The sequence below is a fragment of the Neglectibacter sp. X4 genome (assembly GCF_009917365.1).
Classification (GTDB): domain Bacteria; phylum Bacillota; class Clostridia; order Oscillospirales; family Acutalibacteraceae; genus Acutalibacter.
The window spans coordinates 1-13,715 of sequence record NZ_QWLE01000028.1; the positions used below are offsets into that span (position 1 = coordinate 1).

Annotated in this window: 13 protein-coding genes and 9 pseudogenes; 14 read left to right on the plus strand and 8 right to left on the minus strand. The window is 48.6% G+C overall.

The window, feature by feature from the left end; all coding sequences use genetic code 11:
* The 4 genes and pseudogenes from D1841_RS18710 to D1841_RS19835 all read left to right on the plus strand — a co-directional run.
* A pseudogene (locus tag D1841_RS18710) lies at nucleotides 1–295 on the plus strand (hypothetical protein); the annotation flags it as partial.
* Nucleotides 296–390: 95 nt separating this feature from the next.
* Nucleotides 391–870 carry a helix-turn-helix domain-containing protein gene (locus D1841_RS10265; RefSeq protein ID WP_160642965.1) on the plus strand — a complete coding sequence of 160 codons (480 nt, stop codon included), beginning with the start codon at nucleotides 391–393 and terminating at the stop codon, nucleotides 868–870.
* Between the two features lie 64 nt (nucleotides 871–934).
* The gene (locus D1841_RS10270) at nucleotides 935–1,153 is read left to right on the plus strand and encodes a DUF1902 domain-containing protein (protein ID WP_160642966.1); all 219 of its coding nucleotides are present in this window, start codon (nucleotides 935–937) and stop codon (nucleotides 1,151–1,153) included.
* A 214-nt stretch (nucleotides 1,154–1,367) separates the two neighbouring features.
* Nucleotides 1,368–1,553, plus strand: a pseudogene (locus tag D1841_RS19835) (recombinase family protein); the annotation flags it as partial.
* 81 nt (nucleotides 1,554–1,634) lie between these two features.
* Here the strand turns inward: D1841_RS19835 and D1841_RS10280 are convergent.
* The gene (locus D1841_RS10280) at nucleotides 1,635–2,390 is read right to left on the minus strand and encodes a DUF4368 domain-containing protein (RefSeq protein ID WP_237077168.1); all 756 of its coding nucleotides are present in this window, start codon (nucleotides 2,388–2,390) and stop codon (nucleotides 1,635–1,637) included.
* Nucleotides 2,391–2,396: 6 nt separating this feature from the next.
* Nucleotides 2,397–2,687 (minus strand): annotated as a pseudogene (locus D1841_RS19160) (recombinase family protein); the annotation flags it as partial.
* Here D1841_RS19160 and D1841_RS10285 point away from each other — a divergent pair.
* The 3 genes and pseudogenes from D1841_RS10285 to D1841_RS19840 form a co-directional block, all read left to right on the plus strand.
* Nucleotides 2,622–2,852, plus strand: a pseudogene (locus tag D1841_RS10285) (hypothetical protein); the annotation flags it as partial. The pseudogenes D1841_RS19160 and D1841_RS10285 sit on opposite strands and share 66 nt — an antisense overlap.
* 3 nt (nucleotides 2,853–2,855) lie before the next feature.
* Entirely contained in the window at nucleotides 2,856–3,809 is a 954-nt protein-coding gene (locus D1841_RS10290) for a hypothetical protein (protein WP_160642968.1), read from the plus strand.
* A 2-nt stretch (nucleotides 3,810–3,811) separates the two neighbouring features.
* Complete coding sequence (locus D1841_RS19840; RefSeq protein WP_347564041.1) at nucleotides 3,812–3,934, plus strand: transposon-transfer assisting family protein; 123 nt, start codon at nucleotides 3,812–3,814, stop codon at nucleotides 3,932–3,934.
* Here D1841_RS19840 and D1841_RS10300 read toward each other — a convergent pair.
* The 4 genes and pseudogenes from D1841_RS10300 to D1841_RS10315 all read right to left on the minus strand — a co-directional run.
* Nucleotides 3,878–4,042: pseudogene (locus D1841_RS10300) on the minus strand (helix-turn-helix domain-containing protein); the annotation flags it as partial. The gene D1841_RS19840 and the pseudogene D1841_RS10300 sit on opposite strands and share 57 nt — an antisense overlap.
* 63 nt (nucleotides 4,043–4,105) lie before the next feature.
* Nucleotides 4,106–4,475, minus strand: a pseudogene (locus D1841_RS10305) (hypothetical protein); the annotation flags it as partial.
* A 2-nt stretch (nucleotides 4,476–4,477) separates the two neighbouring features.
* Complete coding sequence (locus tag D1841_RS10310; RefSeq protein ID WP_008978029.1) at nucleotides 4,478–4,831, minus strand: helix-turn-helix transcriptional regulator; 354 nt, start codon at nucleotides 4,829–4,831, stop codon at nucleotides 4,478–4,480.
* Nucleotides 4,832–5,012: 181 nt separating this feature from the next.
* Nucleotides 5,013–5,537, minus strand: a complete 525-nt coding sequence (locus D1841_RS10315) for a PadR family transcriptional regulator (protein ID WP_160642969.1) — start codon at nucleotides 5,535–5,537, stop codon at nucleotides 5,013–5,015.
* A gap of 213 nt (nucleotides 5,538–5,750) precedes the next feature.
* Here D1841_RS10315 and D1841_RS10320 point away from each other — a divergent pair.
* Nucleotides 5,751–6,035: pseudogene (locus D1841_RS10320) on the plus strand (MATE family efflux transporter); the annotation flags it as partial.
* A 43-nt stretch (nucleotides 6,036–6,078) separates the two neighbouring features.
* Here D1841_RS10320 and D1841_RS10325 read toward each other — a convergent pair.
* Together D1841_RS10325 and mobQ are read right to left on the minus strand one after the other, a co-directional pair.
* Nucleotides 6,079–6,264 (minus strand): recombinase family protein, encoded by a 186-nt coding sequence (locus D1841_RS10325; RefSeq protein ID WP_237076289.1) that lies wholly within the window; start codon nucleotides 6,262–6,264, stop codon nucleotides 6,079–6,081.
* A 191-nt stretch (nucleotides 6,265–6,455) separates the two neighbouring features.
* Nucleotides 6,456–7,214: pseudogene (mobQ, locus tag D1841_RS10330) on the minus strand (MobQ family relaxase); the annotation flags it as partial.
* Between mobQ and D1841_RS19165 the strand changes: the two are divergent.
* From D1841_RS19165 to D1841_RS10360, 6 genes and pseudogenes are all read left to right on the plus strand, one after another.
* Nucleotides 7,179–7,526 (plus strand): annotated as a pseudogene (locus tag D1841_RS19165) (recombinase family protein); the annotation flags it as partial. The pseudogenes mobQ and D1841_RS19165 sit on opposite strands and share 36 nt — an antisense overlap.
* A 183-nt stretch (nucleotides 7,527–7,709) precedes the next feature.
* Nucleotides 7,710–8,273, plus strand: coding sequence for a hypothetical protein (locus D1841_RS10340; protein ID WP_160642971.1), 564 nt, complete (start codon nucleotides 7,710–7,712; stop codon nucleotides 8,271–8,273).
* 27 nt (nucleotides 8,274–8,300) lie between these two features.
* On the plus strand, nucleotides 8,301–8,477 hold the full coding sequence (locus D1841_RS10345) for a carbon storage regulator (RefSeq protein WP_160642972.1): 177 nt from the start codon (nucleotides 8,301–8,303) through the stop codon (nucleotides 8,475–8,477).
* Nucleotides 8,478–8,621: 144 nt separating this feature from the next.
* On the plus strand, nucleotides 8,622–10,310 hold the full coding sequence (locus tag D1841_RS19615; RefSeq protein ID WP_160642973.1) for a flagellin: 1,689 nt from the start codon (nucleotides 8,622–8,624) through the stop codon (nucleotides 10,308–10,310).
* Between the two features lie 286 nt (nucleotides 10,311–10,596).
* Nucleotides 10,597–12,591 (plus strand): hypothetical protein, encoded by a 1,995-nt coding sequence (locus D1841_RS10355; protein ID WP_160642974.1) that lies wholly within the window; start codon nucleotides 10,597–10,599, stop codon nucleotides 12,589–12,591.
* A 47-nt stretch (nucleotides 12,592–12,638) separates the two neighbouring features.
* Nucleotides 12,639–13,706, plus strand: coding sequence for an FkbM family methyltransferase (locus D1841_RS10360; RefSeq protein WP_160642975.1), 1,068 nt, complete (start codon nucleotides 12,639–12,641; stop codon nucleotides 13,704–13,706).
* Nucleotides 13,707–13,715 lie beyond the last annotated feature (9 nt).

A 13,715-nucleotide genomic window follows, 5' to 3' on the forward strand; every position in this document is an offset into this window, starting at 1 on the left:
TCAGACTGCGGAAAACCAGCAGTCAAGACCGCTTGACAGTGCCGCAGTCAAGACTGCTGAAAAACCGCAGTCTGCACGACGGAAAACCAGCGGTCAAGAGTGCGGAATTTCCGCCCCTAATAATACTGATATAAATAAAACTGAAAAAACAAAGAAAGCTATTGCATTTGCGGGGCGGCACCCGGCGGGTATCTGTATCGCCGTGGGTGCCATTTCGGCTATCAGCTTCACTCGGTCAATACGCATTTGGTTTACCTCCAAACTTGAGTATTTGCTTAATAACAGTATACCTTGAACAATTGCTAAAGTCAATAAAATTGAGCGTTTGCTAAAATTTTTCTTCCGTTTTTTGTGTAAGCATGTTATACTGTTTAGGAAGGGGGTGGTTGGATGACCACGGGCCAGCGCATTAAGGCATCACGAAAAGAAAAGGGAATAACTCAAGAGGAGTTAGGAAATATATTAGGTGTTTCTGGCTCGATGATAGCACAATATGAAACTGATAAACGCAATCCCAAAAGAGAAACTCTTGTAAAAATAGCAGATGCTCTTGGTGTATATTACCTCGATTTATATGGAGACGAAGAAACCGCGCTAGTTAAAACAGGCGTTGAGTTAGGAAAAAACGTTGCTAAAGCAGCTACCAATATATTAACACGTATGGAAGTCGTTGCTGAATTTGAAAGCCAGGGATATACTTTTGAGCCTAATGAACGTCGGTTAGTCTGTGTATTTAATAAATTGAATATGAAGGGGCAGTTTAATCTTTTGCACTTTGCAGGTGATATGGCAGACATGCCACAATTCTTGTTAGAACCGCCCTCAGAATCTTCTAACGAGGAAGGGAATAAAATTACCCCAGAAGAATAGCAAAAGCCCTCTACAGGGCCTTACAGAACCAGCAAACACTATTTGCCAAAAAGGAGGTACTATCATGGAATACACGGTAAACTTTACCTGGGACGATGAGGCAAGCGTCTGGGTTGCCACCAGCGAGGATATTCCGGGCCTTGTGCTGGAATCAGGCTCTTTTGATGCCCTGGTGGAACGGGTGCGCTTTGCCGCGCCAGAGCTGATTGCATTAAACGGGCAAGAACCGGCCCGCGCCACCTTGACCATTATGTCCAAGCGGCAGGAGAGGGTGTTGGCATAATGGCAGAGTATGAGAAAAGGGTGCGGGATATCTTGACCGAAAACGGCTGCACGTTTTGTCGCCGCGGCAAGGGAGACCATGATATTTGGTACAGCCCGTTGACGTGCCGGCACGTTACAGTCGACGGGAAAATCAAGTCTCGGCACACAGCAAATGCTGTTTTGAAACAGTGCGGGATTGACCACAAATTCTAATTTCAAGGGAGCGTGACAGCATGAATGAGGCAGTTATCTATGCCCGGTTCTCATCGGATAAACAGACAGAATCCAGCATAGAAGCCCAGGTGCGGGCCTGCCGGGAGTATGCTGCTGCCCATTCGCTCCATGTGATGGAAGTATATGCCGACGAAGCTATCAGCGGTGCCGGGGCCAAAACAGCCATCCGCAGGGCTTACCAGCGCCTTTTGAGGGATGATGATATGACAAATAGACGTAAAGCCAAGTTGTTTTTTTCGGCATCCATAGGGGATGCCGTTTTTGCTTTATTGGATAACCCCGACAAATTTGTAGTAGATGGTAATGCGCTTTTCCTTACCCTTGCGGCAGCGTCCCATACCCGGCGTTTCATAAATCGTAATCCGGTCAATCAGTTCATGAAGCATGAAGCGGTCGAGTTTTTCAAAGCTGGTGTATTTTCGGATAAGGGCTGCGAAGCGGTCAATATCGGCTTTGGTATCCCGAACCTTTTCCAGCGCCTTTTCCATCTCTGCAATGTTCGCTTTCAGTGCAGCCCGTTCCTGGTCGTAGTCTGCAATAAACATGGTAAAGATGTGGTCAGGCAGCTTGCCGCTCATGTTGTCCTCGTAGGTACGTTTCAGCTTCACATCCAGGTCAGCCAGCCGTTTCTTTGCCGATGCAAGGTCACGCTTCATCGTTGTGGCCTGCTTCTGCTGGTCGGCGCATTTCAGTTCCATCAGTTTCTGTGCTGCTTTCTCGGTGTCCTCGCTGAACAGTCTGGCATTGCGGCGGATGTCCTCAAGCACTGCCTGATGAAAGGTGTCACGGTTAATATAGTGGCTGGAACAAGCTACTGTCCCTATCGCCTGACTGCGCCCGCACATATAGTAAAAATACTTCTGCTGGCTGACACCCAACTTCATGGATGTTCCGCAGGCTTCGCAGTAAAACAGTCCTGCAAACAGCGCCGGCTCGTCTTTGGCTTTAATGGTCTTTTTCCGTGCAATCAGTCTTTTTTGTGCTTCATCAAATAATTCGCGGGATATGATCGGTTCGTGCATATCAGGAACAACTACCCAATCTTCTTTAGGGATAGGTTCCCTTTTTTTACTTCGGTAGGATGGCGTGTACTGCCGCCCCTGCACCATGCTCCCCACATAGATTTCGTTTTGAAGCATGAAATGTACATAAGTCCGTGTCCAGAAGTGGCGGCGTTCAAACTCGCCATCCCGTTCAGGATTGTGCTTGCGGAAACGTGTATATTCCTTGGGGGATAAGATACCCTCGTTGTTGACGGTATCATCAACAACACCCCCACCGTTGACGAACTGGAAGCAAAGGTAAAGGCGGGCGAGCAGATTTCCCTTGTTGACCTGGCTAACGCTGTCAAAGCCGACAAGGAGCGCGGCAAGGGAGCGAAGCCGGAAAAAAAGCCCTCTATCCGGGCGCAGCTTAGAGCCGACAAGGAAAAGGCGCAGAAGAAAAACGCAAAGCAGAAGTCACAGGACTTGGAAAGGAGCTGACCCATGCCGGAACAGAGTAAATTTGAAAACGTGAATTTGTTCGCTTCCCTTGAAGCGATTATGAAGCAGAACACAGGCTTTTACCAGAGCGACTTAGACATTGACAAAGAGATTATCGCAAAGGCGGCGGCAAGCCCCCACAGGGAGGACAAGACCCTTTTGTGGTTCTGCCGCCCGTCCGGGACGCACTGTTTCCGGGAGCGCGACGTTTTCCTCAAAGACACCGCGCCCCACAACACATGGCGTTTCTACATGGAGCAGACAAGCGACCGCGTTCTTGCCTATGCAATCGAGCTGACGGGAAAGGAGCGCGGGAAAATCAAGGGCAATCTGTACGAACTGGACTACTCTAAACATTATGAGCGCGTCAAGGAAAAGGAGCTGCCCGCCGATACGGTGAAGCTGATTTATGAGCGAGGGGAAAGGGAGATACCCGCCGGACGGTTCTTCAACGGCAACCCAGACCCGCAGCTTGGGAAGTTTGAACGCTTTGAAGCCCTACCCAACGACCCGGACGCGCTGCAATCGCTCTTACAGGAAGAACGGCGCAGCCGGGAGCAGCTTTCACCGGGGGACTTCAAGGCGCATATCACAGCCTTGCGGGACGGGCTGATTGAAACGGAAGCGCGGCGCATTGTGCGGGAAATGAAGCGGCACTATGAGCCGAACAGCCCGAACAAGACCCATTTCATGGTAGAGCTTTCCCCGGCGTTCATGCGGCTTGCAGCCACAAAGGACACTGACCGCCTTTTCTCCATGCTGCCCTATAAGACCCTTTCCTTTTCCAAAATCGAGGGCAGACATGGGACGTATGCGCTGATTGACAAGGGGGAGAACCGGGACAGGGAGATAAGGAAGCCCCGCCCCTCTATCCGGGCGCAGCTTAAAGCAGACAAGGCAAAGACCGCCCCGAAAAAGGCGGCGGCAAAAACAAAAAATCACGATATGGAGGTATGAGCATGATTAGACTGACTGTTGAAGAAACAAACCTTTTGAGCATTTACAACGAGGGCGGCAAGCGGGCTTTGATTGATTTCCTGTTTCGTGCTTCCGTCCGGCTGTCTGACCGCTACCGTCGATAGCCTGTCGATTTCGTCCTTATAGCAATCCACGACTTTCTCCACCGCCCATTTTTCCCCGGCGACGGCGGCGCGTATGGTTTCATATTCCGGCATTTTCTGGTTTTCCATGTTCAACGCTCCTCTGCTTTTTGATAGCCCTATCATAGCACAGCGGCGGGGATTTTGCTATCCTTATCCACGCTCTGTTTCTTTTTCCCGTTCCGGCTGTCTGTCTGCCTGTAAAATGCTGTCAATGTTCTGCTTGATAATATCATATTCCCGGACTTTCTTTTTCAGTTTCCCATAGTCGGCGTAAAGGGCTTCTTTCTGCGCTTGGAGGGCTTCATATTCCGATTGCAGTGCGGCAAGGTTCGGGAGCTTTGCAATGCCCGCCGCTTTGATATTCCGCATAGCTCTTTCTCTTGCTTCCCTTGCCGGGGACGACCACGGAAAGCCCGTTGTCCCGGCACAGCTTGTCGCTCATGTTCCGTATGCCGTAATAGCTCCTTTTGTTGGAATTGTATTTACGGTGGTCTACGAAGTTTACGGCGCAGAAAATAATTCCTATTCGCCCTCTTTTTCGACTTCGGAAATCTCTTTTGCCGTTGCGGTCACAATCCGTATGCCTGTATCGCTCATACCGTCAAGGAGCGCGTCAAGCTGCCGCCGCTGCGTGTTCTTCTCCGGCGGCGTTTCCAAAAGGAACTGGTCTACGGATATATTGTAGCGGAGCATAAGCTCAAAGAAAATCTGTAAACTTGGGTGCTGCCCCTTGTTCTCAATGTTCGCAAGGTAGCGCGGCGAGATAAACATTTCGTCGCTTACTTTCTTGCGGCTCTCCTTGCGCCCTGTCCGCGCCGCCTTTATCGCTGCCCCAAAAGCCTTGAAGTCGTATTTCGGTACTGGTCTTTTTGCCATTGTTATTCACCTTATTACATTTTACTGTTCACCTTTCCTTTTGGATATGTCTACATAATACCTACTATTAGCCAAAATAATTCATATAATTTAAGGGATTTACTTTTGACGAAAATATGAAAAAGGGCAAGCGTTTAATAAATCTAAACGCTCACCCTCTTTCATTTTGTCGATTAGTTATTTAGAATTTTTCTTTAAGCGAAGCAATCCATTTTTCGATAGCTCCTACAAGAACAAATTGTTGATGCAAAACAGCCATGCCTGTTTCTGGAATTTCTGGTACGTTTTCTTTTTCGCGGAGATTTTGTTCCAGATAGGATTTTAACGAAGTTACATTTTTTTCAATACTTTCAATACACAATTTTTGACTGTCCGAATTTAGGCTATCTAAATTCACAATTACAGCGTTAAAATCCAAAAAGAGATGAATGGGTTTGGTTGCAATTTCAAACATAAGTCTTTCAAATTCTTTTTCTCCCGCACTTGTCAAAGAATAAACCGCCTTTTCCGGCATTTTTCCCTCTTTGACAATATCTGCTTTAATTAATCCTTTTTCCTCTAACTGGATTGCTTTTTTATAAATAGAGGGAGTGCTGATTTTCACCCATTTAGATATGTTCCGGTATTCCACCAACTTTTGAATATCATAAGCTCCCATAGGCTCTTTCTTCAACATTCCCAGTACAATCAAATCAATCGTTGCCATGCTGCCCCGCCTTTCTTGAGTTTTTGTGCGGAAACTATCCCCACACTGTAATTTATAGTATTCGATTTTATAGTTCCTGTCAAGAAATCAAAGAAATTTTTTACGCCACCTTGACAACCGCTATAATTTATAGTAGTATTTCTATTGCGGCGGTATGTTATACTTTACACTACTGTAAACTATATTATCTATCAAGAGAAAGGAGTATTCACAATGAGTGAACGTAACAACAAAATGGAGCTTTTAGGGAGTGCGCCTATCCCCAAAGCTCTTATGGCTCTCGGCGTTCCGATTATGATTGGTATGTTGATAAATGCCCTTTATAATCTGGTGGACGCTTACTTTGTAGGAGGTTTAGGGGAAAGCCCTATGGGGGCAATCTCGATTGTATTTCCATTAGGGCAGGTAGTTGTCGAGTTAGGGTTAATGTTTGGTAACGGAGCAGCTTCCTATCTTTCAAGGCTGTTAGGACGCGGCGATAGAGAAACCGCTAAAAGAGGTAAGATAACACCCTCTGCAAAAAAGGTTACGTTATCTTACCTCAACAAAAATTCGCACCTGAGAATCCGTCGTCGATATAGGTATCGACAACCTCCCAGCCCTGTTTCTGCACATACTCGGCCAGCAATGCCCGCTGGTTCCCAATGCTCATAGATTCGTGGTCGGCCCCATCTTCGGAAGAAAGCCGGCAATAGATAGCGGCTCTGTAATTCTGTTGTTCTCTCATAAAACTGCCTCCTTATCAGTCCGAGAAACAACAGGGTTTATGCTCGTCTGTCATCTACACTATACCACATTAAAGCATTAAAGTCAAGCTGACAGCCTGCTGCTTCTGACGATACTGCACACATATTTTAACTGCTTGTGTCGTAAAGGATTTTCTTTACGGCGGCTTCGTGGATGGCTTCGCTTGCCGTCCTTCTCCGTCTGGATGCCCCGCCGCTCCATCTGACTGGCAGCAACGCCCATGTGGATGGTGGGAATTTTCTCAACGCCCTGCCGCTCGTAACTGCGGTGGTCTATCCGCTCCGGTCGGCCTGCCGCCTCCAACGCTCGGTTAGCGTAAGCGGCCCATGCCGCCCGCCACTTCTCGGCGTTCTCTCGATTGTTCCAATCGGTGGTGTCCTCCCGGTGATTCTTCCATCCACTTTTGCCGTCCGGGATACGGTTGCCCTTGCTATCCAGGTCATAAACTTTCCGGCACTTCGGCCCCCACTTACCATCAGGACGGAGGGGCCGGATCGTCAGCATGATATGAGCGTGGGGATTGCCGTCACCCTTATCATGGAGTGCAAAGTCGGCGCACATTCCAGCGTCCGCGAAATTGTCTTTGACAAACGCCCGGACAAGGGCTAACTGTTCCGCTCTGGACAACTCCACGGGAAGGGCAACTTCGATTTCACGGGCAAGCTGGGCATCGCTGGATTTCTCGATTTGCCCCACGGAGTTCCAGAGGGTGGAGCGGTCTTGAAACTCCGGCGGGGCGTGGGTAGGCAGTATGATTTCAGTATGGACAACACCGGGCTTGTGCGTGTAGTCATGGGTGCGCCCGTCCCACCCGTTTGTTAGCCGCTCACCGCTCCGGTAGGCGGCAGCAGCGACAGCCGAACGGCCCACGCTCCGCTTGATGATTTGGATGGGACAATGAAAAAAGGCGTGGACATCTGCGTGATTGATATGCCTCTTCTGGACATCCGCACCGCTAAAGACCTCATGGGCACCTTCATCGCTGACCTGGTGCTACAAATCCTCTCCTTCGTGGCCGAGAGCGAGAGGGAGAACATCCGCCAGCGGCAAGCCGAGGGCATTGCGGCGGCAAAAGCCCGGGGCGTAAAATTCGGTCGGCCAGAGCAGGAGTTGCCAGACAATTTTCACGTGCTGCTCTTAGCATGGCAGAAGAGAGAGATCAGCCTGCGGGAAGCCGCAGACGCGTGCGGCCTGCCGAAATCGACCTTTTATGACGCCGCCAAACGCACGGAATCTGCCGAAAAACCAAAAAAATGCAGTGTCCGAAAACTTGTAGGTAACCGGACAGCAATTTTTTCAAAAAACCGCTTATCTTTTCCGAAAGCACGCCGATATACTGTGTGTAAGCAAGAAAGCAACGCTAAATAAGCAGTGTCCGATAAATCACACTTGTCCGGACAAAATTGCTAGGGGAGGGCGCGGTTTATGCAGATACAAGATGTTCTGTTTGATGGGAACCCTTCCTTGCAGCCGGATGAAATGAAGGCCTGGTTAAGTGATTTAGCACAGGAAATCGTTTCGTTTATTGTGGAAAGCGACGCCGAACACAGCCACGAATTGCTGAGCGGGTTTGTAGGCGACTTATTTATGTCCGCCACCAAGCAGTCCATCAAAGAGGACAGGCGCAAAAAGCAGGCCGAGGGTATCGCGAAGGCCAAAGCTGAAGGCGTAGCCTTTGGCCGCAAACGGAACCCTTTGCCGGACAATTTCGAGGAAGCCCGGCTGCTTTGGCGCAATCACGAATTGAAATTAAAAGACGCGGCAAAGCATTGCGGCATGGCAGAAACCTCTTTTTATGATGCGGTTCGCCGCATGGAAGAGCCTGTCAAGGTGAACAGCCGCAAGCCTTTGCCGGAGAATTTTGAAGAAGCCCGGCTGCTGTGGCGCAGCCACAAACTGAAGATGAAGGATGCCGCTGAGCGCTGCGGGATGGCCCCGTCTACATTTTATGGTGCGGTTCAGCGGGTGGAAAGTGCCAATAACGATTGAAACTATAACAACGGGAGGGAACCCGGTATGCTGACTTTGAGGATCAAAGCAGGTGAATGTATTACCATCGGCGACAACATTTCTGTTCATGTATACCGCTGGCGGGGCGGCTCTGTAGAACTGGCTGTGAATGCACCCAAGGAAGTGGCGGTGCGGCGGAAGTGGGCAGAGGAAGCGCCGGAAATTTCATTGCGTGAAAAATAATTTTGGTTTCTGCCAGTCCTAGGCTGGTTGAAATATACAGTGCTGAATAAGCAAACTTGGCCAGTTTGCCTAAACGGCGCACAAACCCGGCGAAGGACGCCGGAAGGTAAAAAACGCTAAATATAATTTTGAAGGAGAAAAATTATGCGTATTCAACACAACATCCTGGCGATGAACGCTTATCGCAACTACAACACCAACACCTCCGCTTTGGCGAAGAACCTGGAAAAGCTGTCCTCTGGCTACAAGATTAACCGCGCTGGCGACGACGCTGCTGGTCTGGCTATTTCTGAGAAGATGCGCGCCCAGATCACTGGCTTGAACGCTGCCCAGAAGAACGTAAAGGACGGCATTTCTCTGGTGAAGACCGCTGAAGGCGCTATGCAGGAAATCCAGGACATGCTCAACCGCATGAAGTATCTGGCCACCCAGTCCGCTAACGGCACTTATCAGGACGAGGTTGACCGTGAGAACCTGCAGGCAGAAGTTGATAAGCTCAGCACAGAAATTGACCGTATCGCCGATTCCGCCAACTTCAACGGCATCAAGCTGTTGGACGGCTCCATGGAAGCTGGCGCAGCCGGCAAGCGCGCCACTATTGATCCGAAGGCTACTGTAAACCAGGTGGAAACCAGCACGGTTGCTTCTAGCGTGGATCCTACCTTTAGGATTTCTCTGGACGGCCTGCGCGTTGTGGCTTCCGCTTCCGGCACTGTTACCCTGAACTTTAAGATTGGAAACGCAAGCTTTACTGCACAGGCCACAAGAGTTAGGAAGGGCGAGATCCTGAAGGGAACTAACTTCAGCTTTGTTGCAGCTTCCGGTACAATTTCTGGGAAGATAACTATTGCAATATCTGCTTCTGGCGTTGTTACCTATACAGGAAGCACAGCCTCTACAGCCTTTAGCGCGGCAACAGGCGCAGCTTTGACACAGATTTTGAATTCTGACTTTACCTTTACAGTAACTGCAAGCGGAGGCGCGCTTTCCACTGTTACAGGGGCCAACAGCGTCTATAACGGCAAGGCAGAAGCTATTACCACCGGTAAAGTGAAGAACCCCGGCCAGGTGGCCCAGGCTGAGTTTGCGCTGACTGAGGATATGCTGCAGGACGGCGCTCAGATTAAAATCGGCAAGGAAACCTATACGGTAAGTTATAAGGCTTCCACTTCCAACAGCACTACTTTGGGCCTGAAGGACTTTGTGAAGGATGGCAAGCTTGACTTTGCCAACAATAAGAACGCCATTGCCGACGCCCTGACCAAGGCTGCCTCGAACAATGCTATGTTCAAGGTTTCTCATAATAGCGACGGCACCATCCGGGTTACCCAGACTGAATCTCACCATGCAGGGGCCGAGGCTGCTGGCGAAACCATGTACACAGCAGATGACGTGAAGAAGTGGATCAGCGTGTCCGGCGCTGCTGGCCGTTCTGGCGCCCTGCAGCTCCAGATTGGTGACACTGCAGATACCTACAACCAGATGATGGTTAACATTAAGGATATGCATGTGTCTTCTCTGGGCATCAACGGCTTGAACATCAGCGATGCACAGAACGCTGCCAAGGCTATCGACAAGGTTATGAACGCCATCAACACTGTGTCCTCTGTCCGCGGCGAACTGGGCGCAACCCAGAACCGTCTGGAGCACACCGCTAACAACCTGAGCGTCATGGCTGAGAACATTCAGGACGCTGAGTCCACCATCCGCGACACAGACGTTGCCGAAGAGATGATGGCTTACACCAAGAACAACATCCTCATCCAGTCCGCACAGGCTATGCTGGCTCAGGCCAATGCTGTGCCTCAGGGTGTGTTACAGCTCTTAGGCTAATAGTAGCTGTTAGCTGTAGTGGAGCCGCCTGAGTTTCCCGTAAAAAATCGGTAGATTTTTTACGGAGAGGAGCGGCCGGCCGGAAAGCGGAGCAGTGCTGGGCATAGCCCAGCACTGCGAGCCGCAAGGCCGTACCGCGACGAAGGGTGTGCTGCAGCTCCTCGGCTAATTTCGTTAGCTAAAAAGCAGGAAAATGTTGTTCTAAAAGTAAATCCCACGCACAAGGAGAGGGGGCAGGCATGTGCCTGTCCCCTTTTTGTCGGGGATCCTGAAAGGGTATCGAAGGATGAAAGCGATTGAGATAGCGCAGAGACTGGCGCAGTTAAACGAGATTGACAAGGCGGTAAAGGCATATAAGATTGCCCTCACGGAGGAGCCGGATCCTACCACGCAAATGGAGGCGGCGGCTTATATCCTGCAGTTTGGAAAGGGCGAAGACTACAAGATTTCCTATACGTTTTTCAGGGATTTATATAACCGGGGCGTTTTCCAGGAAAACATCCTGGAGATTATGGGCGAGGCCTTCTTCGAGCCAAACCTGCGGCTGATGAAGTCCAGGTATGACAGGAACTGCAAGTATTTATCCAAGTATCCCTATATTTTCCGCAGCGATTTTCCTAAATTTGAGGACTTGCCCCTGCGGTTTTACCCCTATGATGATAACAGCTATACGCCTTTTGACATGGAGGCACAACGCTTTGGGGAATATGTCAATTTCCGGGATACCGTTATCAAGCATAATTTTTTTCATGATTTAGAAAATCCCATCCTCGCAGAGGATGTTACTTCCCAATATGAATTGGAATATCTCAGGGACAACGTGCGCAAAAGCGAGGACGTGGCCCGGGAAAACCATATATATTTGTACTATAATAGCTGGCCGCTTTTCTGCTCGTATCTTACCTGTTTGAATCTAAAGCCCCTGCTGGACAGCCGGAAATTTGTGTTCCTGTTCGAAGATGAGCGGTGCAAGTATCCCATAGACTTCAAAGAAGAATTTGGCGTTGACTACAGCCAGTGTACTGTGCAGCCAGTGCGTGTAGGGGAGGTTACAAAGCTTGTCTGGCACACCCAGCTTTCCACCCACAACGGCGGCGACTTTTTCAACGAAGTTTTCGACTCCCACCCCAATCTGCTGTGCCTGCCCTCTATGATGATGTATAGCGTGGAGGAGAGCATTAAGAAGAGCAGGGAGGCTTTCGAGCGGGTTTCCAGCCTGAAACAAGCTTTAGAATGCATTGAAGGCTGGCCACCGCAGACCATAGAGGAACTGTACCGGATGCGGGACAGGACGGACAAGGACATCCTGGTGGCAATCTTCCTCAACAACGAGATGGCGACGGCAGGGCTGGACAGGGAGTCCAGAATTGTACCCGCCGTGTTTTTCCAGCCCCACTTCCACAACATTGTGTATTCGCTGAAGGTGGATGAGAAAAACCGGGCTGTTTTAAATGCGGCGAACTATGAACTGGTGAAAAAATCCCCTATATTCCAGGGCTTTAAATACATAAAAACCTTTACACCCATGCGCCGGTTTACCACCAGCCATGGGGCTACAGTGCGGTTTATGTATGCCTCTGCGTTGGCAAGCAACAAGGAGGGCAAGGAAACGAAGAGCGTGGTAAGCGATGCGATTTCCGAACGCGTTTTGAACCGCAGTTTTATGATTGACCCAGAGGACAGGCTGTACCATGACAGTGTTTTGGTGAGGCTGGAAGATGGGAAGCTGAATCCCAAGGCCACCTTCTCCGCCTTATCTGCTTTTTTGGATCTGCCATACACAGAGAGTATGACATATTGCTCAGAAAACGGAAAAGCAAGGGACTATGGAGGCGGGCTTACGGACGGGTTTGATCCAGCACCCATTTACAGAACCTACGATGAATACGTCAATGACAGCGAGCGGCAGTTTATCGAATACTTCTTGCGGGACGCCTATGAATATTATGGGTATTCCTTCCAGTACTATGATGATTCAGCGGTTGACCAGAAAAAAACGGAAGAATGGATTTCCGGTTTTGATACCATGAACCACTATATCATCGAAACCTGGAAGGAGGTATTCGGTACCATAAAACTAGCAGTAGACGGAGAGGAAAAAGATGCCCAGCGCCAACAGATGCTGGAGAGCTTTTTGGATGATATGTATAAGAACCGCGTGAGAATTGTGAAGATTCTCATGCGCGGGTTGAATTTCATAAATGAAAACGGCCAGCCGCTGCGGATGATGCCGAAGCTGGAGCTGAATCCTGCCCTGCTGGAGCAGTCTGTATACCATTGAAGGCTTGTACATTATGAAAGAAATGCGGAAACCTGAGGAGAAAAAACATGCAATCTACACTGGAGAACTATCAGAAAGTTTATGAAATGCTGGAGGATGACCAGTCAAAATTCATCTATCTGAATCGGCTGAGTTATTTAATTTCTGATAATTATAATTATATAAAAGAAATCATACCTGAACAGATGTATTCTTCCAAAACGGGGAGAAGTTCTATTTTTATAGCAGAGATATTGCGTCATATCCCTTCTGATGCGGAAATTATTTTATATGGTACAGGGCAGCATTCCAAACAGGTTTTTTCCCAATGGGATAAAGATAAACGTATTATAGGGTTTTGCAGTAATAATAAAGAAAAGCAGGAAACGGGATATTTAGGATATTCTGTTATGAGTCCTGAAGAGCTGATAGCCCAAAATAAATTTTTTGTAATTGTAACGCCTATCAAGGCTGAGCCCCAAACAGAAATTTTAGATTTTTTAGAGAGAGCACAATACCCAAAAGAGAAAATTTTTTGTGTTGCAAAGGAAGCAGAAAGTGAAGATGCGTACTTTCCGCAGGATATAGTGCAGCTTCAAGATGAAGTTTTTATTGACGCTGGCTGTTACAGGTTGGAAACATCCCTCGAACTAAAAAAGCGCTGCTTAAACGTAGAAAAGATATATGCCTTTGAACCCGATCCAGAAAATTATAAATGCTGTTTGGAAAGGAAAGAACAAGCCTGTTTGCGGGAAGCAGAAATTTTTCCATTTGGAACATGGAGTTTTAGAGACACATTATATTTTGATGCAAAAGGGAGTAGTTCATGTATCGTTGACTCCGAAACTTCTTTATCTGTTAATGTTGTGTCCATTGACGAAATAGTTTATTCTGAAGAATCTCCCAAAGTTACCTTTATCAAAATGGATATTGAGGGCGCGGAGCTGGAATCTCTGAAAGGCGCTCAAAAGGTCATCCAGCGGGACAAGCCCAAGCTGGCAATCTGTATTTATCACAAGCCGGAAGATATGGTGGAAATACCCTTATATATCAAAGAATTAGTTCCGGAATATAAACTGTATATAAGGCATCATTCTAATTTTATCTTTGGAACGGTGTTGTATGCGATACCCTGAAAACAGAAG

Bases quoted from the DNA above. Each gene is read 5' to 3' on its own strand.
- D1841_RS10265 (WP_160642965.1), top strand. From the start codon at position 391: ATGACCACGGGCCAGCGCATTAAGGCATCACGAAAAGAAAAGGGAATA.
- D1841_RS10270 (WP_160642966.1), top strand. From the start codon at position 935: ATGGAATACACGGTAAACTTTACCTGGGACGATGAGGCAAGCGTCTGG.
- D1841_RS10280 (WP_237077168.1), bottom strand. From the start codon at position 2,390: ATGCACGAACCGATCATATCCCGCGAATTATTTGATGAAGCACAAAAA.
- D1841_RS10290 (WP_160642968.1), top strand. From the start codon at position 2,856: ATGCCGGAACAGAGTAAATTTGAAAACGTGAATTTGTTCGCTTCCCTT.
- D1841_RS19840 (WP_347564041.1), top strand. From the start codon at position 3,812: ATGATTAGACTGACTGTTGAAGAAACAAACCTTTTGAGCATTTACAAC.
- D1841_RS10310 (WP_008978029.1), bottom strand. From the start codon at position 4,831: ATGGCAAAAAGACCAGTACCGAAATACGACTTCAAGGCTTTTGGGGCA.
- D1841_RS10315 (WP_160642969.1), bottom strand. From the start codon at position 5,537: ATGGCAACGATTGATTTGATTGTACTGGGAATGTTGAAGAAAGAGCCT.
- D1841_RS10325 (WP_237076289.1), bottom strand. From the start codon at position 6,264: ATGAGAGAACAACAGAATTACAGAGCCGCTATCTATTGCCGGCTTTCT.
- D1841_RS10340 (WP_160642971.1), top strand. From the start codon at position 7,710: ATGCAGATACAAGATGTTCTGTTTGATGGGAACCCTTCCTTGCAGCCG.
- D1841_RS10345 (WP_160642972.1), top strand. From the start codon at position 8,301: ATGCTGACTTTGAGGATCAAAGCAGGTGAATGTATTACCATCGGCGAC.
- D1841_RS19615 (WP_160642973.1), top strand. From the start codon at position 8,622: ATGCGTATTCAACACAACATCCTGGCGATGAACGCTTATCGCAACTAC.
- D1841_RS10355 (WP_160642974.1), top strand. From the start codon at position 10,597: ATGAAAGCGATTGAGATAGCGCAGAGACTGGCGCAGTTAAACGAGATT.
- D1841_RS10360 (WP_160642975.1), top strand. From the start codon at position 12,639: ATGCAATCTACACTGGAGAACTATCAGAAAGTTTATGAAATGCTGGAG.